This window comes from Streptomyces sp. PH9007 (assembly GCF_059813725.1).
Genome location: NZ_CM187440.1, coordinates 3,029,991 through 3,053,009 on the forward strand (window position 1 = coordinate 3,029,991; position 23,019 = coordinate 3,053,009).

Genomic DNA, 23,019 nt, shown 5'->3' on the forward strand with positions numbered 1-23,019 from the left:
ACTGCCATGCCAGAACCCACCGCCCCCCGGCCCATCAGCCGACGCCGCCTGCTGGGCACCGCCGGGGCCACCGGCGCCGCCGGACTCGCCGCGGGAGCCACCGGCGGCACCCTGCTCGGCACCGCCCACGCCGGCTCCGGAACCACCCCGCTCACCAGCATCGGCACCACCGCCCACCCCTTCCACGGCACCCACCAGCCGGGCATCACCAGCCCGTTGCAGACCCACGGCCACCTGCTCGCCTACGACCTCGTCCCCGGCACCGACCGGCGGGGCGCCGCCGCCCTGCTGCGCCGCTGGTCCCAGCTGGCCGCCGCGCTGATGGCGGGCGAGGCGGCGGACGTGGACGGCACCCACATCGCGCTGGACGCCGGCCCCTCCGCCCTCACCGTCACCTTCGGCTTCGGCGCCGCCCTCTTCGACACCCTCGGCCTCACCGACGCCCGGCCCACGGCGCTCGCCCCGCTGCCCGAGTTCAGCGCCGACGCCCTGGACCCGGACCGCTCGGGCGGCGAACTGTGGATCCAGATCGGCGCCGACGACGCCCTCGTCGCCGTCTCGGCGCTGCGCCTGCTGCACCGCGCCGCGGCCGGGTCCGCCGTCCAGCGCTGGCAGATGACCGGCTTCAACCGCACGCCGGGCGCCACCGCCCGCCCCATGAGCCAGCGCAACCTCATGGGCCAGATCGACGGCACCAACAACCCCCAGCCCGGTGACGAGGACTACGACCGGCGGATCTTCGTACCGGCCCAGGGGGAGCCGCCGTGGATGGCGGGCGGCTCGTACGCCGTCGTCCGCCGCATCCGGATGCTGCTCGACCCCTGGGAGGAACTGGCCCAGGAGGAACAGGAGCGCGTCATCGGCCGCCGCAAGAGCGACGGGGCGCCGCTGGGCGGCGACAGCGAGACCACCCCGGTGGACCTCGCCGCGCTGGACGGGGCGGGCCGGCCCGTCATCCCCGTCAACGCGCACGTGCGCGTCTCCTCCCCCGAGACCAACGACGGCGCGGCCATGCTGCGCCGTCCCTTCTCCTACCACGACGGGCTGCTGCCGGACGGCGCCCCGGACGCCGGGCTGCTGTTCGTCTGCTGGCAGGCCGACCCGCTGCGCGGCTTCGTCCCGGTGCAGCGCAAGCTCGACCGCGGGGACGCCCTGTCCCCCTTCCTGCGGCACGAGGCGAGCGCGCTGTTCGCGGTGCCGGGCGGCGCGGCGCGCGGCGGCTACGTAGGGCAGGCGCTGCTGGAAGGCTGACCGGGGGCCGGTGGGGAGGGGATACCGTTGCGCCATGACAGCAGCGAGCCGCTACACGTATCTCGGCCCCGAGGGCACGTTCACGGAGGCCGCGCTCCGCACCCTGCCGGAGGCGGCCACCCGGGAGCTCGTCCCGATGATCTCGGTGCCGGCCGCCCTGGACGCGGTACGGGGCGGGCAGGCGGCGGGCGCGCTGGTGCCGATCGAGAACTCGGTGGAGGGCGGGGTCTCCGCCACGGTCGACGAACTGGCCTCCGGCGCGCCGCTGATGATCTACCGCGAGGTGCTGCTGCCGATCGCCTTCGCGCTGCTGGTGCGGCCCGGTACGACGCTGGCCGACATCAAGACGGTGACCGGGCACCCGGTGGCGCAGCCGCAGGTACGGGGCTGGCTGGCGGAGCATCTGCCGCAGGCGCAGTGGGAGTCGGCGGCCTCCAACGCGGACGGCGCGCGGCTGGTGCAGGAGGGGCGGTTCGACGCGGCGTTCGCGGGGGAGTTCGCGGCGGCGACGTACGGTCTCGATCCGCTGGTCACGCAGATCCACGACGCCGACAACGCCACCACGCGCTTCGTGCTGACCGGCCGTCCGGCGCGGCCCGCGGCGCCGACCGGCGCGGACAAAACGTCGGTGGTGCTGTGGCTGCGCGACGACCACCCCGGTGCCCTGCTGGAGGTGCTGCAGGAGTTCGCGACCTGCGGGGTGAACCTGATGCGGATCGAGTCGCGGCCGACGGGGGCGGGCATCGGGCAGTACAGCTTCTCGCTCGACTGCGAGGGGCACATCTCCGAACGGCGGGTGGGCGAGGCGCTGATGGGGCTGCGGCGGTTGTGCCGGGATGTACGGTTCCTGGGGTCCTACCCGCGCGCCGACCGGGTCGCGCCGACGGTGCGGGAGGGGACCACGGATCCGGATTTCCTGCGGGCGGCGGACTGGCTCACCCGGTGCCTGGACGGGCGGAGTGCGTGACGCCGCGTGACGCCTGTGGACGTACGGGGCAGGGACGCGGGGGTTATCCACAGGGTCACCTGGTCGGCTGTGGATAACCCGGCAGGTAACAATCGGTCATTGTCGACATAACGGCTTGGCGACCGCGCCCCTTGTCCACACCTCATCCACAGGGGACAGATCACCCTTCGTCACCCCATTCGCCCGAAGCAACTCTTTGGAGTGAGGGAAATCACCGTTCGATTCACCGGGATTCCCTCGGAAGAGCGAGTGAGGGACGTTTGAAAGGGGAATTGCCAGCCGCACATCCTAGTGGGTCGGTCGCGATCCCCATTCATCCACAGGGGCGCCGGGAGCCTGTGGAAAACATGTGGGAAACCCCGCCCTGACCTGTGGATTCAGCACTGGGAGCCGCACCGACAAAGCGGACAAAGGGCGCCAATCAATTCCCCGGGATTCTGCCCGGAATCACCGGTAGCCTGGTGGGGTGATTGACCTTCGCCTGCTTCGTGAGGACCCTGACCGAGTACGCGCCTCCCAGCGCGCCCGTGGCGAGGACGTCGGCATCGTCGACTCACTCCTCGCCGCCGACGAACTGCGCCGGTCCTCCAGCGTGCGCTTCGACGCGCTGCGCGGTGAGCAGAAGCAGCTCGGGAAGCAGATCCCGAAGGCCACCGGCGACGAGAAGACCGCGCTGCTCCAGCGGGCCGGCGAGCTGTCCGCCGCCGTCAAGGCCGCCGACGCCGAACGCGACGAGGCCGCCGCCCGCGCCCAGGAACTCCTCCTGGGCATCGGCAACCTCGTCCACCCCGATGTCCCGGTCGGCGGCGAGGACGACTTCACCGTCCGGGAAACGCTGGGCACCATCCGCGACTTCGCCGCCGAGGGCTTCGAGCCCAAGGACCACCTGGAGCTGGGCCAGGGCCTGGGCGCCATCGACACCGAACGCGGCGCCAAGGTCTCCGGATCCCGCTTCTACTACCTCACCGGCATCGGCGCCCTGCTGGAACTCGCCCTGGTCAACGCCGCCGTCGCCCAGGCCACCGAGGCCGGCTTCACGCCGATGATCACCCCGGCGCTGGTCAAGCCGCGCGCCATGGAGGGCACCGGCTTCCTCGGCCAGGCCGCCGCCGATGTCTACCACCTGGAGAAGGACGACTACTACCTGGTCGGCACCTCGGAGGTGCCGCTCGCCGCGTACCACATGGAGGAGATCCTGGACGCGGACGCGCTGCCGCGCCGCTACGCCGGGTTCTCGCCGTGCTTCCGCCGCGAGGCCGGCTCGTACGGCAAGGACACCCGCGGCATCTTCCGCGTGCACCAGTTCGACAAGGTGGAGATGTTCTGCTTCGTCGACCCAGCGGAGGCCGAGGGAGAGCTGGAGCGGCTGCTGGCCTGGGAGAAGCAGTGGCTGACCTCCCTCGAACTGCCCTTCCAGGTCATCGACGTGGCCTCCGGCGACCTCGGCGCCTCGGCCTCCCGCAAGTACGACTGCGAGGCATGGGTCCCCACCCAGGGCAAGTACCGCGAGCTGACCTCCGCCTCCAACTGCAACGAGTTCCAGGCCCGCCGGCTCCAGGTGCGGATGCGCGAGAAGGGCGGCGCCGTACGGCCGCTGGCCACGCTCAACGGCACCCTGTGCGCCATCCCGCGCACCATCGTCGCGCTGCTGGAGAACCACCAGCAGGCCGACGGCTCGGTGCGGGTGCCACAGGTGCTGCGCCCCTACCTGGGCGGCCGTGAGGTACTGGAGCCGGTCCGGAAGTGACCGCCTCCCGTTTCCCCTATCAGCTCATCGCCACCGATCTGGACGGCACGCTGCTGCGCGGCGACCAGACGATATCCGAGCGCACCCGGGCGGCGCTGGCGGCGGCCGGCACGGCCGGGGCCGCCCACATCGTGGCGACCGGGCGCACCGTGGCCTGGACCCGGCACATCCTCGACGACCTCGGCTACACCGGACTCGCGGTGTGCGGCCAGGGCGGACAGCTGTACCACGCCGGGGAGGACCGGCTGCTGACCTCGGTCACCCTGGACCGCGCCGTGGCGCGGCGGGCGCTGGAGGCGCTGGAGCAGCGGGTCGGCCCGGTCGTGGTCGCGGCCTCGCTCGACGGGCTGGACGGCGGCATCGCCATGGGCCCCGGCTTCGCCTGGCGCCAGAACCCGGAGGCCGTGCCGCACCCGAATGCCCCCGACCTGTCGCGGCCGGTGGCCGACCGGGAGGGGCTGTGGGCGGCACCGATCAGCAAGCTGTACCTGCGCCACCCCGAGCTGTCGGACGACCAGCTGGCGGCGGCGGGCACGGAGGCGGCGGGCGCGTACGCGGCGTTCGTCGTCTCGGGCGAGGACCTGGTGGAGATGCTCCCGCTGGGCCTGACGAAGGCGACCGGCCTGTCCCTGGCCGCCCGCCGGCTGGGCGCGACGGCGGCCGGCACGATCGCGTTCGGCGACATGCCCAACGACATCCCGATGCTGTCGTGGGCGGCCCACGGCGTCGCGATGGCCGGGGCGCACCCGCACCTGCTGGCGGTGGCGGACGAGGTCACGGCGGGCAACGACGCGGAGGGCATCGCGAAGGTGCTGGAGCGGCTGCTCCTGGGCTGACGCCGGGCGGGAGCGGGGCCCGGGGTGAGGTACGAGAGGGCCGCGGGACGCCAACCTGCGCGATTTTGAGAGTGACACGATGTCACTCTCAAACGGGAGTTACCCACGCCCCCTCTATTTCGCCCCGAACGCGTGACCGTCTGACGATCGGCTCGTTGGACATATCGCGCGGGGGCGACGGGAGCATGAGGCGTCGAGAGGTTGCGCACGGTAGGGGCCGGAGAGCGACGTACCACCCACTGTGAGCCGGTGAAGTGACGAGTAGAGCGGATCTCCTCTCCTGAGCCCTGGTCACGGGCGCACCGGACTCCGGATGCGACGGGGTCCGTCCACCTGCCACAGACGCCCTGAGAGGCCCATCTCGTCATGATCAAGGAACAAGCACTGCTGGAGTCGCGCACCCTGCGCGAGAACGTCCGGGGGCGCACCGAAACCCTCGACAAGGTCAAGGCACTCACGCTGCTGCCCGATGGTCTGCATGTGACGACGGCGCTCGTCGCCACCTACTTCGTTGTCCACAGGAGCACCATCAAGAACCTCGTGGCACGGCATCGGCAAGAGCTGACCGAGAGCGGCCTGACCGTGTTGCAGGGCGCTGACCTGCAAAAGTTCGTTGGACTCAAAATGAGTCCAACGGACGAAAGTTATCCACAGGGCAATCGACGGCACCTCACCCTCTACACCCGCCGCACCGTCCTCAACATCGCCATGCTGTTGCGCGACAGCCCCGTCGCGCGCGAGGTTCGGGCCTATCTGCTCGACGCCGTCGAGGGGAACGGAACGCCCGCCTCCGATCTGGAGCCCCGGGTCGCTGCCCTTGAGGGCCTGATGGCCGACATCGGGCCGGCACTGCGGGATCTCGGGATGGTTCTCCACAGGAGGGACCAGCGGGTTGTCCACAGTCTGCGGCGTGTGGACAACCGGCTGGAGAAGACCGAGTGGATCGTCGCCGGGATGAGTGCCCGGCTCGCTGAGCTGGCCGGGGATCCGGTCATCGCGAACCGGCTGCGCCGCCGTCGGCGCGGACGGCCGTAATCCGTAAGGCTGGTCACGCGGGCGGGCCCGGCGGTCCTTCGCCGGGCCCGCCCCTTTTACTCCCTTCGCTCAGCCCTCGCTCGCCAGCGTCAGCACCCGCAGCCGGCGCGCCGCGTACCAGGTGCCCGCCACCGTCGCCGCGGTCAGCAGGATCAGGGCGGCCGGCAGGCCCACCTCCGAGGTGATGTTCGCGCCCGGCGCGGCCACCTGCTCGGCCAGGGCCAGCGACCACTGCTGGATGCTCAGGGCGCGCGCCCCCGGTACCAGGCTGCCGAACAGCGACTCCCACACCAGCGCGTAGATCAGCCCGTGCACCACCGCGTTCCGCGAGATGGTGCCCAGCAGCAGGAACACCGCGCTGTAGGCGATCGACGAGGCCGCCGCCGCCACGGCCAGCGCGCTCGCGATGGCCTGGCTGTTGCCGTTGAGGATGATCCCCGCCAGCAGCGTGGGGACGACGGTGAAGGCGAGGGTGACGCCGATGGCCACCCACAGCTTGGTCAGGATGATGGTGTGCCGCTTCAGCGGCTTGGCCAGCAGATAGACGATCGAGCCGTCGTCGATCTCGGGCGCTATCGCCCCGGTGCCGGCGATCACGCCGATCAGCGGCACCATGACGGCCAGGGCGAAGCCGCCCAGGATCTCGGTGGCGGCCCGGTCGTCCGCGCCGCCCACGATGCGGATCGCCAGCGCGATGGCGATCAGCAGCGCGGGCAGTGCCAGCAGGATGAGGGCACGGCGCCGGCCCAGCAGGGCCCGGAGGGTGAGCCGGGCGACGGTGTGGTGGTACATCGCAGGGGCTCCTTACGCGCTGACCAGGTAGGAGAAGACGCTCTCCAGGGATTCGTCCGACGGGGAGACCGACAGCAGCTGGATCCCGTGTTCCCGGGCCAGCCGGGGCAGTTGGGCGGTGAAGCGGGGGAAGTCGCCCGCCTCGATCCGCAGTCCGTCCTCCTCGGTGTCCAGGTGGATGCCGGTGGTGGACGGGTCGGCGATGAGGGCCGCGGCCAGCGCGCGGTCGTCGCTGGAGCGCACCAGGTAGCGGTGCGGCCGGTCGGTCATCAGCCGGCGGATGGTGCGGAAGTCCCCGGAGGCGGCGTGCCGGCCGGCGACGATCACCTCGATGTGCGAGGCGAGTTGTTCGACCTCCTCCAGGATGTGGGAGGAGAACAGCACGGTGCGGCCCGCCTCGCCCATCCGGCGCAGGAGTTCCATCAGCTGCATGCGCTGGCGCGGGTCCATGCCGTTGAACGGTTCGTCCAGCAGCAGCACCGACGGGTCGTGGACGAGCGCGGAGGCCATCTTGACGCGCTGCCGCATGCCCTTGCTGTACGTGTCGATGCGCCGGTCCGCGGCGTGCGCCATGTCGACGGTGGCCAGGGCGGTCCTGGCGGCGGCGCCCGGGTCCGGCAGGCCGTGGAGTTCGGCGTTGGCGACCACGAACTCCTCACCCGTCAGGTAGTCGTACATGCCTTCGCGTTCGGGGACGAGCCCAATGTGCCGGTAGACGGTCTCGTTGCGCCAGATCGGTTCGCCGTCCAGCGTCACCGCCCCGGCCGACGGCGGCAGGAAGCCGCCCATCATGTGGATCAGCGTGGACTTCCCGGCGCCGTTGGGGCCCAGCAGCCCGGTGATGCCGGGGCCGATCGACACGCTCACGTCGTTGACGGCGACGACGTTGCCGAACCAGCGCGAGGCGTTCTCGATGCGGATGGTGGTCACAGTCCCGCCTTCCGGTAGCGGCGCAGCAGCAGCGCGTAGCAGGCGGCGGTCAGCCCGATGATCACCGCGAGATAGCCGACGCCCATCGCGCCGGAGGGGACGTACATGTGCGGGAAGTCGGTGGACCCGCCCAGCAGCGCGCCCTGGAACCCGTCCATCAGCGAGCCGGGGGACAGCAACCCCAGCCAGCCGATGGCGCCCTCGCTGCCCTGTTCGCCCAGGACCGCCTGCACCACGGTGACCGCGAAGTACGGCACGGTCAGCGTTGCGATGATGGCCGCGACGCCGAAGCCGCGGCGCGGGGTGAGGGAGGCGATGAGCAGCGCGATCGCGGCGTGCAGCACCGAGAAGACGGCCGACGTCAGCAGCCCCTTGCCGAAGCCGATGGTCTCGTCCACCACGGAGAGCTTCGCGAGCAGGGCGCCGGCGTACAGCAGCACCACGGGGGTGGCGGTGAACAGGAAGAGCGCGGCGGCCAGCGCGGCCACCTTGGCCCGTACGTAGTCGGCGTGCTCGATCGGCCGCGAGAAGTACAGCGGCAGCGTGTGGAAGCGCTGGTCGAGGGAGACGAGCTGCGGCCCGGCCAGCGCGAGGTACAGGCCGACGATCGGCTGCATGAACAGGGCGTACTTGGTGTAGTCCAGCGGCAGGCTGTTCATGCCGACCGTGACCGCCACCGCCACCATCACCATGGCCGGCACGCACATGACGGCGAACAGGGCGAAGGGCAGGATCTTCGAGCGGGCCGAGCGGCCCAGGCCGTACGCGCCGCGCAGGGAGTGCGTGAACAGGGAGAGCCGGGCGTAGGAGACGCCCAGCCGGGGTCCGTCGTAGTGGCGGTAGCCGATGTTGTGGATCCGCGCCGCCGGGGTGGCGGCCACGGGCTCGGTGGGTGCGCTCATGAGGCCGCTGCCTCCCTGTCCTCCTGGAAGACCTCGGCGATCCGGTGCCGGCGCTGCTCCATGCGCACCATGCCCAGGCCGAGGTCGGCGATGGTGTCGCGGACCGTGTCGTACACGCTGTCCTCGTCCGCCTCGACGACGACCAGGCGGGCCGCGCCGGGCAGGGTGCCGGGCTCCGCCACCGGTTCGACGCCGGCGGCGGCCAGCGCGGTGCGCAGCGCCCGCGCGCCGTCGGGGTGGGCGTCGGAGTCGGTGACCTCGACGAGCAGGGTGGTGGTGGTCTCGGTGAAGCTCTGGGTCGACTGCGACTTGAGCAGTTTGCCGCCGTCGATGACCACGATGTGGTCGCTGGTGCGCTCCAGTTCGCCCAGCAGGTGCGAGGTGACGAGCACGGATATGCCGAAGTCGGTGTGCACGCGGCGGATCAGGCCGAGCATCTCGTCGCGGCCGGCCGGGTCGAGGCCGTTGGTGGGCTCGTCCAGCAGCACCAGCTTGGGGTCGTGGACCAGCGCCTGGGCGAGCTTCACCCGCTGCTTCATGCCGGTGGAGTAGCCGCCCATGGGGCGGTACCGCTCCTCGTAGAGGCCGACGTGGCGCAGCGTGTCGGCGGTACGTTCGCGGGCCGCCGTGGCGGGCAGGCCCGACATCCGGGCCATGTGCACCACGAACTCCGTCGCCGACACATCGGGCGGCAGGCAGTCGTGTTCTGGCATGTACCCGACCTGCTCGCGGATGGCGGCGCCGTCCCGGGCGGAGTCGTGCCCCAGGACGGCCGCGCTGCCCTCGCTGGCGGGGGCGAGCCCCAGCAGGATCTTGATCAGCGTCGACTTGCCGGCTCCGTTGGCCCCCACCAGGCCGGTGACACCGGGCCCGATGTCCACGGTCAGCCGGTCAAGGGCGGTGACCCGGGGGTACCGCTTGCTCAGGCTTTCGGTCGCAATCACACTCACCCGGCAGACACTAGTGCCGGCCGGCGGGCGCGTACCTCACTCTCGTGGCTCCCTTTCCCCTTAGGGGAAGGGGAGCACTGCCCCTGAGGACCACGGCGGGCCGGTGCCCGGCCGGGGCTCAGTTGGTGAGCTGGGCGAGGCCCTCGGTGGCGATCCGCTCGAAGACGTCCATGTCGGCCGCGTACACCGAGTCGGGCACCGGGTAGTGCACCACCAGCTCGGTGAAGCCCAGCTCGGCACAGCGCCCGGCGAAGTCGACGAACGCGGTCACCGACTCCAGGGGGTTGACGTCGGGGGCGAGGGAGGAGTCCAGCACGATCTTCTCCAGGGCGCCGGGTTCGCGTCCCGCCTCCTCGCAGATGCCGGCCAGCCGCTCCACCTGGCGGCCGAGCCCGGCCAGGAACGCGTCGGGGCCGCCGTCCAGGGACTTCGGGTCGCCGGTGGTGACCCAGGCCTGTCCGTGCCGGGCCGCGAGCCGCATGCCGCGCGGGCCGGTGGCGGCGACCGCGAACGGCAGCCGGGGCCGCTGTACACAGCCGGGGATGTTGCGCACCTCGTGGGCGGAGTAGAAGTCGCCGCGGTACGAGACCCCGCCGGTGCCGCCCTCGCTCAGCAGCCGGTCGAGCAGCGGGACGAACTCGGCGAACCGGTCGGCGCGCTCCCGGGGCGTCCACGCGTCGTGGCCCAGCGCGGTGGCGTCGAATCCGGAGCCGCCGGCGCCGATGCCCAGGGTGATACGGCCCCCGGACAGGTCATCGAGAGTGATGAGTTCTTTCGCCAGCGTGACGGGGTGCCGGAAATTTGGCGAGATCACCATGGTGCCCAGCCGGATGCGCTCCGTGACGGCGGCGGCTGCGGTAAGGGTGGGCACCGCGCCGAACCAGGGCTGGTCGCGGAAGCTGCGCCAGGACAGGTGGTCGTAGGTGTACGCGGTGTGGAAGCCCAGTTCCTCTGCGTGCTGCCAGCTTCGCCGGCCCCCTTCCTGCCATCGCCAGACGGGAAGGATCACGGTGGAGAGCCGCAGGGGGAGGGCGGGGGAAACAGCCATGCGGGGAAGCCTAGGCCCTTTCCGGTCAGGAATTCACCGCTTCCGGGCGATGGCTCATCCGGGCGGGCCCCCTGCACGCATGGGCGGGCATATGCTGCATGACTGTGCCTGACTCTGTGCCCCCGCCAGTTGCCCGCACCCTCACCCTCCTCCCCCGTCAGCCCAGCAGGGCCGCGCTCCCCCGGCTGATCGCCACCGATCTGGACGGCACCCTGCTGCGCGCCAACGGAACCGTCTCGCCCCGCACCGCCGCCGCGCTGGCCGCCGCCGCCCGCGCCGGCATCGAGGTGCTGTTCGTGACCGGCCGCCCCGCCCGCTGGGTCGCCCCGCTGCGCGAGCACGCCCACGGCGGCCTCGCCATCTGCGGCAACGGCGCCTCGGTCATCGATCTGCGGCGCGGCGGCGCGCTGCTGGCGGCCCGCCCGCTGCCGGTCGGCAACGCGCTCGCCCTGATCGCGGCCCTGCGGGCCGTCGCCCCCGGGGTGACCTTCGCCGTCGAACGCCTCGGCGGCATCCACTACGCCACCGGCTACCCCCCGCTGCACGAGGAGGACCCGACCGTCGTCGGCGTCACCCCCGTCGAGGAACTGCTCGCGGACGACAGCCCGTACGCCGGCCAGCCGCTGCTCAAGCTGCTGGCGCACCACCGCACGCTCGCCCCGGACGCCTTCCTCGCCCTGGCCCGCTCGGTGGCCGCCGGGCGCGGCGAGATCACCCGCTCCTCGCCCACCGCCCTGCTGGAGATCAGCGGACCCGGCGTCAGCAAGGCCAGCACACTGGCCCTGCACTGCGCCCGGCGGGGCATCACCGCGCAGCAGGTGGTGGCGTTCGGGGACATGCCCAACGACCTGGAGATGCTCGGCTGGGCGGGCCGCGCCTACGCCATGGCCAACGCCCACCCGGCGGTGCTGGCGGGCACCGCGCGGCGCACCGCCTCCCACCAGGAGGACGGGGTGGCGGTCGTCATCGAGCGGCTGCTCGCCCGGGGCTGAGCCGGGCCGGGGCCGGGCGGCGACCCGGCGGCGGCCTACGGACGGTTCTCGCCGCCCGTGCCCTCCGTGGTGCCCTCGCCGTCGCCCGCCTCGCCCCTGCGGCGCGGACCCGCGTAGTCGGGGCTGCCGAACCCGGGGGTCGCGTACCCCTTCCCGGGACGCTCGCCGTCCGCGCCGTCGTCCTTGCCGCCGGAGGAGTAGTCCGGGCTGGCGAAGTCGCCCGAGGAGTACTCCCCCGCGGAGAAGTCGCCGGCGGAGAAGTCACCGGCGGAGTAGCCACGGCTCGCGCTGCCGCCGCGCTCGGGGGAGGAGAAGTCGGGCGCCGCGTACCCCTTGGCCCGCGCGCCCTCCTCCGGGTTGCCCTGGGTGGAGAACTCCGGGCTGGAGAAGCGGGGCTGGGAGAACTCCGCGCGGCCGGCGCGCGGGGTGGTACGGGCAGCGCCGCCGGTCGGGCTGGAGAAGTCGGGGCTGGAGAACCGCAGCTGCGGCGTCTTCCGCCCGCCGGCCCCGCTCCCGTCCCCGGGCCCGGACGCGTCCGCGCGCCCGGCGCCGCTGTCACGCAGCGCCGCCGCCTCGCGCAGGAACGGTCCGATGCCGCGCTCCGCCAGGGCCCGCCGCCAGTCCTCGCGCGCCTCGGCCACGTCCCCGGCGAGAGCGCCGCGCCCCGGCGTCCGGTCGCCGGCCCTGATGGCGGAGGCGGAGCCGTTGCGGGCCGCGGTGACGACCAGGCCCGCCACCGCGAGCAGCAGTCCGAACGCGGCGAACAGCGCGAACACCCAGCCGATGTCCCGCATCGATCCGGCCACCCCCGCCTCGTCGTCGGAGAGCCCCATGCCGTAGCCGACCAGCAGGAACACTACGGCCGCGATGCCCGCCAGTACCGGGATCAGCACCGAGATCACCGCGAGGTTACCGCCGCCGGAACGCTCGGGGGCGCCCAGCGCCCCGTCGGGGGCCCGCAGTTGCTCGCGCAGCCGGACATAGCGGTGGTACTCGTCGGCCGCCGTGGCGGTCAGCTGCGGTCGCGCCTCCAGCGCGGCCTCCCGTACCCGGCGTACGACGGTCGCGTCCGCGCCGCCGCCCCCCGGCCGTGCCGAGCGCAACGCCTCGTCGAGGACGCGCTCGAATTCAGCGCGATCCTCTGGCAGCACATCCTGAGCGCTGTTCATATAAGTCCCCAGATGCTCCGAAGGGCCTTCCTGCCGACCGAGCGGCCAGGGTGGGCAGAGAGCTGGTGAGGGACTGATGGTAAAGGGCTTCCGGCGCCCCGTGATAGGAGATCGCCGGAATCTTTCTCTCCACCACCCTCGCCAGAGGGATATCTGGCACCCCCGGGGCGCTTTGTGCCCCGTCTCTCATCTGCCCGCCCTCAAGGCCGCGCACTCCGTACAACAGGGAGCGAACGCTCAATCATCCAGGGGGAGTCGGGCGACCAGCAGCTTTCCGGCCATGGTGACGCCGCCGTCCATCGCGATGGCGAGGGAATCGGCGTACAGGTGCGGGCCGTCGATCCGGGGAGCGGCGTCCGGCGCGTCGGGGTCGCCGGACTCGGATTCGGCCGGCTCGCCGGTCAGATACGGGATCGGGCTGTGGCCGTGCACGATGCGCAGACCGCCGTAGACGTCCAGCAGTTCGCGGGCGGCCTGCGGCCCGTCCTCGTCCCGGAAGGCGAAGCGTTTGGTGAATTTACGGAACAGATCCCAGGTCTCCTCCACGTCATTGCGCGCGAGGGCCTGCCAGATGGCGTCATTGACGTCGTCGACGTTCTCGCCGTATTCGAGATAGGCGGTGGTGTCGGAGTGCAGCAGCAGATGGCCGTCCGCCACGGCCATGGAGTCGAGCCGGGACATCCACTGGATGTGGTGGTCGCGCAGCCGTTCCATGTCGGCGCGCTGGCCGCCGTTGAGCATCCAGGCGGCGTGGAAGGAGGCGGTGCCGGCGCCGGATTCGACCGGGGTGTCACCGAACCGGCTGGCGCCCAGGAACAGCAGTTCGTGATTGCCGAGCAGCGCCTTGCAGTACCCGCCGGCGGCGGCGGCCTCCGCGGACAGCCGCATCACCATGTCGATGACGCCGATGCCGTCCGGGCCGCGGTCGGTGAAGTCCCCCAGGAACCACAGCCGCGAGTTGCCGGCCGCCCAGCGGTCCTCGGCGTCGGTCAGCCCGGCCGCCCGCAGGGCGGCGCGCAGCTCGTCCAGGTAGCCGTGGACGTCACCGACCACGTACAGCGGCCCCGCGCCCTCCAGCACCGGCAGGTCCTGCACGGTGGGGGTGTACAGATCGGGCTCCTGTGCGGGCCGCGGGGGAATGGCCGGACCGCCCTCGGTCGCGCCCTGCCACGTCTTGGGTCCCTCGTCGGCCCCGTGAGTCATCGACCCCTCCACCATCACACGCCGCCTTCACCTGCGGGACCTGCCGTTTCGGCCGGATCCCGGTCTCATTCGCCCATCATAGGAATCCAGCCGCTCACTTGTGACACACCCGGGTGTGACGATCCCCCGGCATGGTTCGCCGGGGCGCCGAGGTTCTGTCGTAAGACGATATTGCCGGAAGCAGCGGCTGGAAACTAGCGATCGCCGAGAGGCGGCGTACGCGGCGCCGTGACGGTGGTGCGCGCGATCCTGCGGGCGGTGCGCTGGGAAGAGGCACGGACGATGAGTTCGGTCGGCATGAGCTGGTGCGAGGGCACCCGGGCCGCCGCCCGTACCCGGTCGCGGTCGTGCTCACGGCCGCGCTCCCCGGCCCCCTCGATGGCGTCGATCAGCAGTTGGACGACGGTGGAGCCGATCCGCCCCGGTTTGAGGGACAGGGTGGTGATGGGCGGTTCGGTGGTGGCGTACACGGGGGACTCGCTGCAGCACACCACCAGCAGGTCATCGGGCACCCGCAGGCCGTAACGGCGGGCGGCGGCCAGCAGATCGGTGCCGTTGGGGTCGAACAGGCCGTAGACGGCGTCGGGCCGGTCGGGCCGGGCCAGCAGCCGGTCGGCGGCCACCGCCCCGGCGCACGGATCGTGTGCCGGGTAGGCCTCGTAGACGGGCTCCTGGCCGACCCGCTCGCACCAGCTGAGGTAGGCGGTGGTGGACAGCCGGGTGTAGGTGTCGGTGCTGGTCCCGGTGAGCAGGCCGATGCGGCGGGCGCCCGAGCCGGCCAGGTGGTCCAGCAGGCCCAGGACGGCGGCCTCGTGGTCGTTGTCGACCCAGGCGGTGACGGGGAGCGCGGCGTCGGGGCGGCCGTCGGAGACCACCGGGATGCCCTGCCGGACGAGTTCGGTGACGACCGGGTCGTGGTCGGCGGGGTCGATGACGACGGTGCCGTCCAGCGCCACGTTGGACCAGACGTCGAAGTCACGGTGGTGGGAGGTGGCCGGGAGGATCACCAGGGCGTAGCCGCGGGCGAGGGCGGCGGAGGTGGCGGCCCTGGCCATCTCGGCGAAGTAGGCGAACTCGGTGAAGGTGAAGGGTTCTTCGCCGTAGGTGGTGACGGTGAGCCCGATGAGCCCGGATTTCCCGGTGCGCAGCGTCCGGGCGGCGGCCGAGGGTCGGTAGCCGAGGCGGTCCGCCACGCTGCGCACGTGCCGGCGGGTGGCGTCGGGCAGCCGGCCCTTGCCGTTGAGCGCGTCGGAGACAGTCGTGATCGAGACACCGGCTGCCGCGGCGACATCTCGGATGCCGGCCCGCCCGCTCGGCCGGCGCCCGGCGGACCGAGTCACCTGATGCTTCGCTGCTGTCATGGCGACCTGATCGTAGGCCCGGGGGCGGGGCCTGCTGAGCCGACGGAGCATGGGGGGCGCGATTACGTTTCTGCAAGGTCAACTAGGCGTTCTGCCTTGGATCAACAGGGGCGTTCGGCCACTTTCCCTGTGATGGAACCGATGTGCGGGCGCTTACTTCCGAACACTTCACTCGAATTCAACGGGCGCCGGTTCACTCTCACGAGTGAAGCGCGCCAGGGCGCTCGCCACCGGCGCGAAATTTCGGGTGGGCGCCGTACCTCGGTCACCGGCAACGCCCGGGGGATACGCCCGGCGCGGCTTTCCTCATACAGTGTGGAGGATGACCGTATCTTCCCAGGACACCCCGCGGGACGCCGCGCCCGAGTCCGCCGCCGCCGAGGTGGCCGGCCCCCGGCTGCGCGCCGTACTGGAGGACATCCCGGCCTACGTACCGGGCCGTCCCGCCGCCGACCGCGCCGACGGCCGTGCGGTGTACAAGCTGTCCTCCAACGAGAACCCGTACCCGCCGCTGCCCGGTGTGCTGGAAGCCGTCGTCGGCGCGGCCGGGGCCTTCAACCGCTACCCGGACATGACGGCGGGCGCCCTGCTGGCCGAACTGGCCGCGCACTTCGGGGTCCCGGTGAGCCATCTGGCGACCGGAACCGGCTCGGTGGGCGTGGCCCAGCAGTTGCTCCAGGCGACGGCGGGCCCGGGGGACGAGGTGATCTACGCCTGGCGCTCCTTCGAGGCCTACCCGATCATCACCCGCATCTCGGGGGCGACCTCGGTCCAGGTGCCGCTGACGGACGGCGAGGAGCACGACCTGGACGCGATGGCCGAGGCCATCACCGACCGCACCCGGCTCATCTTCCTCTGCACCCCCAACAACCCCACCGGCACCGCCCTCGGCCATGCCGAGCTGACCCGTTTCGTGGACCGGGTGCCCCGCGACGTGCTGGTGGTCATCGACGAGGCCTACCGGGAGTTCGTCCGGGACGACGCCGCGGCCGACGGCATCGCGCTGTACCGGGACCGGCCCAACGTCTGTGTCCTGCGCACCTTCTCCAAGGCGTATGGGCTGGCCGGGCTGCGGGTGGGCTTCGCGGTGGCCCACGAGCCGGTGGCGGCGGCGCTGCGCAAGACCGCGGTGCCGTTCGGGGTGAGCCAGATCGCGCAGAACGCGGCGATCGCCTCGCTGCGCGCCGAGCCCGCCCTGCTGGAGCGGGTGGCCGCGCTGGTCGCCGAGCGCACCCGGGTGACGCGGGGCCTGCGGGACCAGGGCTGGACGGTGCCGGAGTCCCAGGCGAACTTCGTGTGGCTGCGCCTGGGCGCGGACACCGCGCGCTTCGCCGCGGCCTGTGAGGAGGCCGGGGTGATGGTGCGGCCGTTCGGTGGGGAGGGCGTACGGATCACCGTCGCCGAGCCCGAGGCCAACGATGTGGTGCTGGCCACGGCGGCCGCCTTCCGCGACGTCGCCTCCGCCTGATCACACCCTTCTGACCTGCGCGTTTACCGCACTACACCGCTCTCGGACCCCCCTGGGGGACCCCGGGAGCGGTGTGCCATCATCGTACTTGTGAATGTGAATACGTTCACAAGGTACGGGGCGCAGGGAAGGAGACCCCCGTGGATCTGGCGCTCGCCGACGAGACACTGGCACGGTGGCAATTCGGCATCACCACCGTCTACCACTTCCTCTTCGTACCGCTGACGATCTCGCTCGCCTCCCTCACGGCCGGCTTGCAGACCGCCTGGGTACGCACCGGCAAGGAGAAGTACCTCCGGGCCACGAAGTTCTGGGGAAAGCTCTTCCTCATCAACATCGCGCTCGGCGTGGTGACCGGGATCCTCCAGGAATTCCAGTTCGGCATGAACTGGTCGGACTACTCCCGGTTCGTCGGGGACGTCTTCGGCGCCCCGCTGGCCTTCGAGGCCCTCATCGCCTTCTTCTTCGAATCCACCTTCATCGGCTTGTGGATCTTCGGCTGGGACAAGCTGCCGCAGAAGATCCACCTCGCCACCATCTGGATGGTGGCGATCGGCACGGTGCTCTCCGCGTACTTCATCCTGGCCGCCAACTCCTGGATGCAGCACCCGGTCGGCTACCGCATCAACGAGGAGACCGGACGGGCGGAACTGACCGACATCGTCCACGTCCTCACCCAGAACACCGCCGTCGCCCAGTTCGCCCACACCATCACCGCCGCGTTCCTCACCGGCGGCGCCTTCATGGTCGGCATCGCCGCCTACCACCTCATCCGCAGGCAGCACATCCCGGTGATGCGCACCTCGCTGCGGCTCGGCCTGATCACCATGGTCGTCGCCGGCATGCTGACCGCCTTCTCCGGCGACCGGCTCGGCAAGATCATGTACGACCAGCAGCCCATGAAGATGGCCGCCGCCGAGGCCCTGTGGGACACCCAGGCACCGGCACCGTTCTCGCTGTTCAGCATCGGTGACGTCGCCCGGGGCCACAACGACGTCGCCATCGAGATCCCCGGACTGCTGTCCTTCCTGGCCCACGACAACTTCAGCGACCCGGTCCCCGGCATCAATGACACCAACGAGGCGATGCAGGAGCAGTACGGGCCGGGCGACTACCGCCCCAACATCCCGGTGGCCTACTGGAGCTTCCGCTGGATGATCGGGTTCGGCATGTCCTCCTTCGCGCTCGGCGCCGCCGGACTGTGGCTCACCCGCCGCCGGCTGTGGCTCTCCGAACGGCTGCGCACCGACGAGGAGACCGTCCCGCGCCTCGCCCTCACCCGCGACCGCGAACTGGGCCCCACCCTCACCCGCGGCTACTGGCGTCTTGCCCTGCTCACCATGCTCTTCCCGCTGATCGCCAACGCCTGGGGCTGGATCTTCACCGAGACCGGCCGGCAGCCCTGGGTGGTGTACGGGGTCATGCGCACCTCCGACGCGGTCTCGCCCGGCGTCTCCCAGGGCGAGGTCATCGCCTCCATGACGCTCTTCACCCTGCTGTACGCGATCCTCGCCGTGGTGGAAGTGCGGCTGCTGGCCAAGTACGCCAAGGCCGGACCACCGGAGCTGACCGACGCGGACCGCAACCCGCCGACCCGGATCGGCGGCCACGACCGTACCGATGACCCGGACGACCCGGACCGCCAGAAGCCGGCGGACCGTCCCATGGCCTTCTCCTACTAGGTGTCCGTCAGGAGCATGTGATGGAACTCCCCAACCTCTGGTTCGCGCTCATCGCCGTCCTGTGGATCGGCTACTTCTTCCTGGAGGGCTTCGACTTCGGCGTCGGCGTCCTCACCAAGACACTGGCCCGCGACCGCACCGAGCGGCGGGTCCTCATCAACACCATCGGGCCGGTCTGGGACGGCAACGAGGTCTGGCTGCTGACCGCCGCCGGGGCCACCTTCGCCGCTTTCCCCGACTGGTACGCCACCCTCTTCTCCGGCTTCTACCTCCTCATGCTCACCGTGCTGCTCAGCCTCATCGTGCGCGGCGTCGCCTTCGAGTACCGCGCCAAGCGGCCGGGGGAACGCTGGCAGCGCAACTGGGAGCACGCGATCTTCTGGTGCTCGGCGATCCCCGCCTTCCTGTGGGGCGTCATCTTCGCCAACATCGTGCGCGGGGTGCCGCTGGACGCCGCCCACGAGTACACCGGCAATGTCTTCGGCCTGCTCAACCCGTACGCCCTGCTCGGCGGGGCGCTCACCCTGGTGCTGTTCACCTTCCACGGCGCGGTCTTCACGGCGCTCAAGACGGTCGGCGACATCCGGGTACGGGCCAGGCGGCTGGCCACCGGCCTCGGCCTGGCCGCCCTGGCACTGGCCGCCGGCTTCCTGCTGTGGACCCAGAGCCAGAGCGGCGACAGCCGTACCCTGGTCGCCATGGTGGTCGCGGCGGTGGCGCTGGGCGCCGCGCTGGCGGCCAACGCCCGGGGACGCGAGGGCTGGTCCTTCGCCTGGTCGGGGCTGGCGATCGTGGCCGCGGTGGCCATGCTGTTCCTGGCGCTGTTCCCCGAGGTCATGCCCTCCACCGGGGACCCGGCGGGCACCCTGACCATCGACAACGCCGCCTCCAGCCCGTACACCCTGAAGATCATGACCTGGTGCGCGGCCATCGCCACCCCGGTGGTCCTGCTCTACCAGGGCTGGACGTACTGGGTGTTCCGCAAGCGCATCGGCACCCAGCACATCGCGCCGGCGGCGCACTGACGTGAGCGGCGACGGCCGAGGCAGCGAGGGAGTGCACCGATGAAGCCCGTGGACCCGCGACTGCTCCGCCACGCCCGGGCGACCCGGGGCTTTCTCGCCGCCTCGGTCGTCCTGGGGCTGGCCGGCGCGGTGCTGCTCATCGGGCAGGCCATGCTCATCGCCGAGATCGTGGCCGGCACCTTCCAGGACGGCAGGGAACTGACGGAGCTGCGCACCCCGCTGCTGCTGCTCGGTGCCGCCGCGCTGGGGCGCGGCCTGGTGGCCTGGCTGACCGAGCTGGCCGCCCACCGGGCGGGCGCGGCCGTCAAGTCCGAGCTGCGACTCCGGCTGCTCGGCCACGCCACCCGGCTCGGGCCCGGCTGGCTGAGCGGCCAGCGCAGCGGGGAGCTGACCGCGCTGGCCACCCGGGGCGTGGACGCGCTGGACGACTACTTCGCGCGCTATCTGCCGCAGCTCGGCCTGGCGGTGGTCGTGCCGGTGGCCGTGCTGGCCAGGATCGTCACGGACGACTGGGTCTCGGCGGCGATCATCGCGGGCACGCTGCCGCTGATCCCGCTGTTCATGATCCTCATCGGCTGGGCGACCCAGGCCCAGATGGACCGCCAATGGCGGCAACTGGCCCGGCTGTCCGGACACTTCCTCGACGTGGTGGGCGGACTGACCACCCTGAAGGTGTTCGGCCGGGCCCGAGCACAGGCCGAGAACATCCGGGCCATCACCTCCGACTACCGGCGCTCCACCCTGCGCACGCTGCGGGTGGCGTTCCTGTCCTCCTTCGCACTGGAACTGCTGGCCACCATCTCGGTGGCCCTGGTCGCCGTCAGCATCGGCGTACGGCTGGTGCACGGCGAACTCGACCTCTACACCGGTCTGGTGGTGCTGATCCTGGCGCCGGAGGCGTATCTGCCGCTGCGCCAGGTGGGGGCCCAGTTCCACGCCGCGCAGGAGGGCCTGTCGGCGGCGGCCGAGGTCTTCGAGGTCCTGGAGACCGAGCCGGCCAGGGGCAGCGGCACGGTGACACCGCCGGAGAACGCGTCGATCGTGCTCGACGGCGTGGTGATCCGCCATGCGGGCCGGCAGCAGGACTCCCTGGCACCCACCACCCTGACGCTCTCCCCCGGTGAGACCGTGGCGCTGACCGGCCCCTCAGGGGCCGGGAAGAGCACCCTGCTGAACGTCGTCCTGGGCTTCGCACAGCCGGTACGGGGGCGGGTGCTGGTGGGCGGCGCCGACCTGTCCACGGTGGATCTGGCCGCCTGGCACCGCCGGATCGCCTGGGTGCCGCAGCACCCCCGGCTGTTCGCCGGCACGATCGCCGAGAACGTCCGGCTGGCCCGGCCCGAGGCTACCGACGAGGAGGTCCTCGCGGCACTGCGGGCGGCGGCAGCGGGCGACCTGGACCCCGGTCACCGACTCGACGAATCGGGCAGCGGACTGTCGGCAGGTCAGCGCCAGCGGGTGGCCCTGGCGCGTGCCCTGCTGACCGACCGCCCGATCCTGCTGCTGGACGAACCCACCGCGGCCCTGGACGGCACCACGGAGGCGGAGGTGGTCGCGGCGATCACCGCCCTGGCGGCCGACCGTACGGTTCTGCTGGTCACCCATCGCCCCGCTCTGCTGGCCGCGGCCGATCGGGTGTTTCACGTGAAACAACCCCCCGGTGGCGCACCGGACCAGGGGGAGCAGCACACCCCGCCGGCACAGCCGGCCGGGGCGATCGCCGCCGGCCCGGACCAGCACCGGCCGGCGGCCGGACGCCCCGACGCGGCGGATACGGCCGAAGCGACGGAACCGGCCGGATCGACGGATGCGGCGGACACCGTGGGGGCCACCCCCGCACCCGGCACCCTCGGACCGCTGGCGTGGGTGCGGCGGACCGGGGCCGGATGGCGCGGCCGGCTCGTCCTCGGGGCCGTGTTCGGGGCCCTCGCCCTCGGATCGGCCACCGGACTGATGGCTGTGTCCGGCTGGCTGATCTCGCGGGCCTCGGAACAGCCGCCCATCCTCTACCTCATGGTCGCCGTGACCGCGACCCGGGCGTTCGGCATCGGCCGGGCCGTCTTCCGCTACACCGAACGCCTCATCAGCCATGACGCGGTGCTGCGGATCCTCGCCGGGCTCCGGGTCTCGGTCTACCGGCGTCTGGAACGCCTCGCACCCGCCGGGCTGCGCACCACCCGGCGCGGGGATCTGCTCTCCCGGGTCGTCTCCGACGTCGACGCCCTCCAGGACTACTTCCTGCGCTGGCTGCTGCCCGCCGTCGCGGCGGGCACGGTCTCGGTCGCCGCCGTGGCCTTCACCACCTGGCTGCTGCCCCTCGCGGGTGCCATCCTCGCCGCCGGACTGCTGCTCGCCGGGGTCGCGGTCCCCGCCCTCAGCGCCGCCCTCGCCCGCCGCACGGACCGCCAGCTGGCCCCCGCCCGGGGCGAACTGTCCACCCGCACCGTCGATCTCCTCACCGGCACCGCCGAACTCACCGTGGCCGGGGCGCTCCCCGCCCAGCTGGGCGCCGTCCGCGAGGCCGACACCCGGCTGACCCGGATCGCCGCCCGCTCGGCCGCCGTCACCGGCCTGGCCGGCGGACTGCTCGCCCTGACCACCGGCCTCACCGTCACCGCCGCCGCCTGGGCCGGCGTCCCCGCCGTGACCGGCGGAGACCTGAACGGCGTCTGGCTGGCCACCGTCGTCCTCATCCCGCTGGCCGCCTTCGAGGCGGTCCTCGGCCTGCCGCTTGCCGTACAGCACCGGCAGCGGGCCCGCCGTGCGGCCGAACGGATCCGGGACGTACTGGACGCCCCCGCCCCCGTCCGGGAACCGGACCGGCCGGCCGCCGCCCCCGCCACCCCGTTCCCCGTGCGGCTGCGCGGACTGACCGCCCGCTACCCGGGCGCCGCCCCCGGGACCCCGCCCGCCCTGGACGGGCTCGACCTGGACCTCACCCCCGGCCACCGGATCGCGGTCGTGGGCCACTCCGGCGCCGGAAAGACCACCCTGGCCCAGGTGCTGCTGCGCTTCCTGGACCCCACGGACCCCGGCGGCTACACCCTGCACGGGATACCGGCCGCCGAGCTGGACGGCGACACCGTACGGCGCCACATCGGCCTGTGCGCCCAGGACGCCCACCTCTTCGACAGCACCCTGCGCGAAAACCTCCGGCTGGCCGCCCCCACCGCCGACGACGACGCGCTGCGCGCCGCGCTGGCCGCCGCCCGGCTGCTGGAGTGGGTGGACGCGCTGCCCGAGGGCCTGGACACCGAGGTCGGCGAACACGGCGCCCGGCTCTCCGGCGGCCAGCGCCAGCGGCTCGCCCTCGCCCGCGCGCTGCTCGCGGACTTCCCCGTCCTCATCCTCGACGAGCCCGCGGAACACCTCGACCTGCCCACCGCCGACGCGCTCACCCACGACCTGCTGGCGGCCACCGAGGGCCGGACCACGGTGCTCATCACGCACCGGCTGGCCGGACTCGACGCCGTCGACGAGGTGCTGGTCCTGGCGGCCGGCCGCCCCGTACAGCGCGGCCCGTACGCCGAGCTGGCCGCCGTCGGGGGTCCGTTCCGGCGGATGCTGGAGCGGGAGGCCGAAGCGGAGGCGGGGGCCGAGCGGCAGCCGCGATCACCGATCCCGACTTTCGCCGCAAAGCCGGACTAATTACCCTCACAGC

The 23,019-nt window shown here is 72.2% G+C and carries 18 protein-coding genes; 10 read left to right on the forward strand and 8 right to left on the reverse strand.

The genetic code is table 11. The features are described from left to right. Window positions 1–6 precede the first annotated feature (6 nt). The 5 genes from efeB to ACTFAP_RS13795 all read left to right on the forward strand — a co-directional run bounded on the left by efeB (window position 7) and on the right by ACTFAP_RS13795 (window position 5,836). A complete protein-coding gene (gene efeB, locus ACTFAP_RS13775) occupies window positions 7–1,251 on the forward strand; it encodes an iron uptake transporter deferrochelatase/peroxidase subunit (protein ID WP_500469263.1) in 1,245 nt (414 codons plus the stop codon). A 34-nt stretch (window positions 1,252–1,285) separates the two neighbouring features. Further along, the gene (gene pheA, locus ACTFAP_RS13780; protein WP_390117968.1) at window positions 1,286–2,218 is read left to right on the forward strand and encodes a prephenate dehydratase; all 933 of its coding nucleotides are present in this window, start codon (window positions 1,286–1,288) and stop codon (window positions 2,216–2,218) included. A gap of 466 nt (window positions 2,219–2,684) precedes the next feature. Further along, window positions 2,685–3,965 (forward strand): serine--tRNA ligase, encoded by a 1,281-nt coding sequence (serS, locus tag ACTFAP_RS13785; protein WP_495684774.1) that lies wholly within the window; start codon window positions 2,685–2,687, stop codon window positions 3,963–3,965. Continuing rightward, entirely contained in the window at window positions 3,962–4,801 is an 840-nt protein-coding gene (locus ACTFAP_RS13790) for a Cof-type HAD-IIB family hydrolase (protein ID WP_495684775.1), read from the forward strand. The genes serS and ACTFAP_RS13790 overlap by 4 nt, the downstream gene beginning before the upstream one ends. 366 nt (window positions 4,802–5,167) lie before the next feature. Then, window positions 5,168–5,836: a hypothetical protein gene (locus tag ACTFAP_RS13795; protein ID WP_262833581.1), complete on the forward strand. Its 669-nt coding sequence runs from the start codon at window positions 5,168–5,170 to the stop codon at window positions 5,834–5,836. 69 nt (window positions 5,837–5,905) lie between these two features. Here ACTFAP_RS13795 and ACTFAP_RS13800 read toward each other — a convergent pair whose 3' ends face one another. The 5 genes from ACTFAP_RS13800 to ACTFAP_RS13820 form a co-directional block, all read right to left on the reverse strand. Beyond that, entirely contained in the window at window positions 5,906–6,628 is a 723-nt protein-coding gene (locus tag ACTFAP_RS13800) for an ABC transporter permease subunit (protein WP_451751294.1), read from the reverse strand. A gap of 12 nt (window positions 6,629–6,640) precedes the next feature. Beyond that, window positions 6,641–7,558 (reverse strand): ABC transporter ATP-binding protein, encoded by a 918-nt coding sequence (locus tag ACTFAP_RS13805; RefSeq protein WP_500469266.1) that lies wholly within the window; start codon window positions 7,556–7,558, stop codon window positions 6,641–6,643. Continuing rightward, window positions 7,555–8,460, reverse strand: coding sequence for an ABC transporter permease (locus tag ACTFAP_RS13810; RefSeq protein ID WP_500469268.1), 906 nt, complete (start codon window positions 8,458–8,460; stop codon window positions 7,555–7,557). The genes ACTFAP_RS13805 and ACTFAP_RS13810 overlap by 4 nt, the downstream gene beginning before the upstream one ends. After that, complete coding sequence (locus tag ACTFAP_RS13815) at window positions 8,457–9,410, reverse strand: ABC transporter ATP-binding protein (RefSeq protein ID WP_390117955.1); 954 nt, start codon at window positions 9,408–9,410, stop codon at window positions 8,457–8,459. Before ACTFAP_RS13815 ends, ACTFAP_RS13810 begins: the two co-directional genes overlap by 4 nt. A gap of 118 nt (window positions 9,411–9,528) precedes the next feature. Further along, on the reverse strand, window positions 9,529–10,458 hold the full coding sequence (locus ACTFAP_RS13820; RefSeq protein ID WP_495684778.1) for an LLM class flavin-dependent oxidoreductase: 930 nt from the start codon (window positions 10,456–10,458) through the stop codon (window positions 9,529–9,531). Window positions 10,459–10,556: 98 nt separating this feature from the next. Here ACTFAP_RS13820 and ACTFAP_RS13825 point away from each other — a divergent pair, with 98 nt between their 5' ends. Then, a complete protein-coding gene (locus ACTFAP_RS13825) occupies window positions 10,557–11,450 on the forward strand; it encodes an HAD family hydrolase (RefSeq protein ID WP_500469269.1) in 894 nt (297 codons plus the stop codon). Between the two features lie 35 nt (window positions 11,451–11,485). Here ACTFAP_RS13825 and ACTFAP_RS13830 read toward each other — a convergent pair whose 3' ends face one another. The 3 genes from ACTFAP_RS13830 to ACTFAP_RS13840 form a co-directional block, all read right to left on the reverse strand. Continuing rightward, a complete protein-coding gene (locus ACTFAP_RS13830; protein WP_500469271.1) occupies window positions 11,486–12,619 on the reverse strand; it encodes a hypothetical protein in 1,134 nt (377 codons plus the stop codon). Window positions 12,620–12,856: 237 nt separating this feature from the next. Then, window positions 12,857–13,837, reverse strand: a complete 981-nt coding sequence (locus tag ACTFAP_RS13835; RefSeq protein WP_390117949.1) for a metallophosphoesterase — start codon at window positions 13,835–13,837, stop codon at window positions 12,857–12,859. 179 nt (window positions 13,838–14,016) lie between these two features. Further along, complete coding sequence (locus ACTFAP_RS13840; protein ID WP_390117948.1) at window positions 14,017–15,183, reverse strand: LacI family DNA-binding transcriptional regulator; 1,167 nt, start codon at window positions 15,181–15,183, stop codon at window positions 14,017–14,019. Between the two features lie 322 nt (window positions 15,184–15,505). Between ACTFAP_RS13840 and hisC the strand changes: the two genes are divergently transcribed. From hisC to cydD, 4 genes are all read left to right on the forward strand, one after another. Continuing rightward, window positions 15,506–16,651, forward strand: coding sequence for a histidinol-phosphate transaminase (hisC, locus tag ACTFAP_RS13845; protein WP_495684781.1), 1,146 nt, complete (start codon window positions 15,506–15,508; stop codon window positions 16,649–16,651). A gap of 140 nt (window positions 16,652–16,791) precedes the next feature. Then, on the forward strand, window positions 16,792–18,333 hold the full coding sequence (locus ACTFAP_RS13850; protein ID WP_495684782.1) for a cytochrome ubiquinol oxidase subunit I: 1,542 nt from the start codon (window positions 16,792–16,794) through the stop codon (window positions 18,331–18,333). A gap of 20 nt (window positions 18,334–18,353) precedes the next feature. Next, window positions 18,354–19,358, forward strand: a complete 1,005-nt coding sequence (cydB, locus tag ACTFAP_RS13855) for a cytochrome d ubiquinol oxidase subunit II (RefSeq protein ID WP_495684783.1) — start codon at window positions 18,354–18,356, stop codon at window positions 19,356–19,358. A gap of 39 nt (window positions 19,359–19,397) precedes the next feature. Continuing rightward, entirely contained in the window at window positions 19,398–23,006 is a 3,609-nt protein-coding gene (cydD, locus tag ACTFAP_RS13860; RefSeq protein ID WP_500469274.1) for a thiol reductant ABC exporter subunit CydD, read from the forward strand. The last annotated feature ends 13 nt before the right edge of the window (window positions 23,007–23,019 follow it).

Excerpts from the sequence above, each read along its gene's own strand:
- ACTFAP_RS13840 (WP_390117948.1), bottom strand. The coding sequence starts at position 15,183 with ATGACAGCAGCGAAGCATCAGGTGACTCGGTCCGCCGGGCGCCGGCCG.
- ACTFAP_RS13820 (WP_495684778.1), bottom strand. The coding sequence starts at position 10,458 with ATGGCTGTTTCCCCCGCCCTCCCCCTGCGGCTCTCCACCGTGATCCTT.
- ACTFAP_RS13830 (WP_500469271.1), bottom strand. The coding sequence starts at position 12,619 with ATGAACAGCGCTCAGGATGTGCTGCCAGAGGATCGCGCTGAATTCGAG.
- hisC (WP_495684781.1), top strand. The coding sequence starts at position 15,506 with ATGACCGTATCTTCCCAGGACACCCCGCGGGACGCCGCGCCCGAGTCC.
- cydD (WP_500469274.1), top strand. The coding sequence starts at position 19,398 with ATGAAGCCCGTGGACCCGCGACTGCTCCGCCACGCCCGGGCGACCCGG.
- ACTFAP_RS13810 (WP_500469268.1), bottom strand. The coding sequence starts at position 8,460 with ATGAGCGCACCCACCGAGCCCGTGGCCGCCACCCCGGCGGCGCGGATC.
- ACTFAP_RS13800 (WP_451751294.1), bottom strand. The coding sequence starts at position 6,628 with ATGTACCACCACACCGTCGCCCGGCTCACCCTCCGGGCCCTGCTGGGC.
- cydB (WP_495684783.1), top strand. The coding sequence starts at position 18,354 with ATGGAACTCCCCAACCTCTGGTTCGCGCTCATCGCCGTCCTGTGGATC.
- efeB (WP_500469263.1), top strand. The coding sequence starts at position 7 with ATGCCAGAACCCACCGCCCCCCGGCCCATCAGCCGACGCCGCCTGCTG.
- ACTFAP_RS13795 (WP_262833581.1), top strand. The coding sequence starts at position 5,168 with ATGATCAAGGAACAAGCACTGCTGGAGTCGCGCACCCTGCGCGAGAAC.
- ACTFAP_RS13835 (WP_390117949.1), bottom strand. The coding sequence starts at position 13,837 with ATGGTGGAGGGGTCGATGACTCACGGGGCCGACGAGGGACCCAAGACG.
- pheA (WP_390117968.1), top strand. The coding sequence starts at position 1,286 with ATGACAGCAGCGAGCCGCTACACGTATCTCGGCCCCGAGGGCACGTTC.
- ACTFAP_RS13825 (WP_500469269.1), top strand. The coding sequence starts at position 10,557 with ATGACTGTGCCTGACTCTGTGCCCCCGCCAGTTGCCCGCACCCTCACC.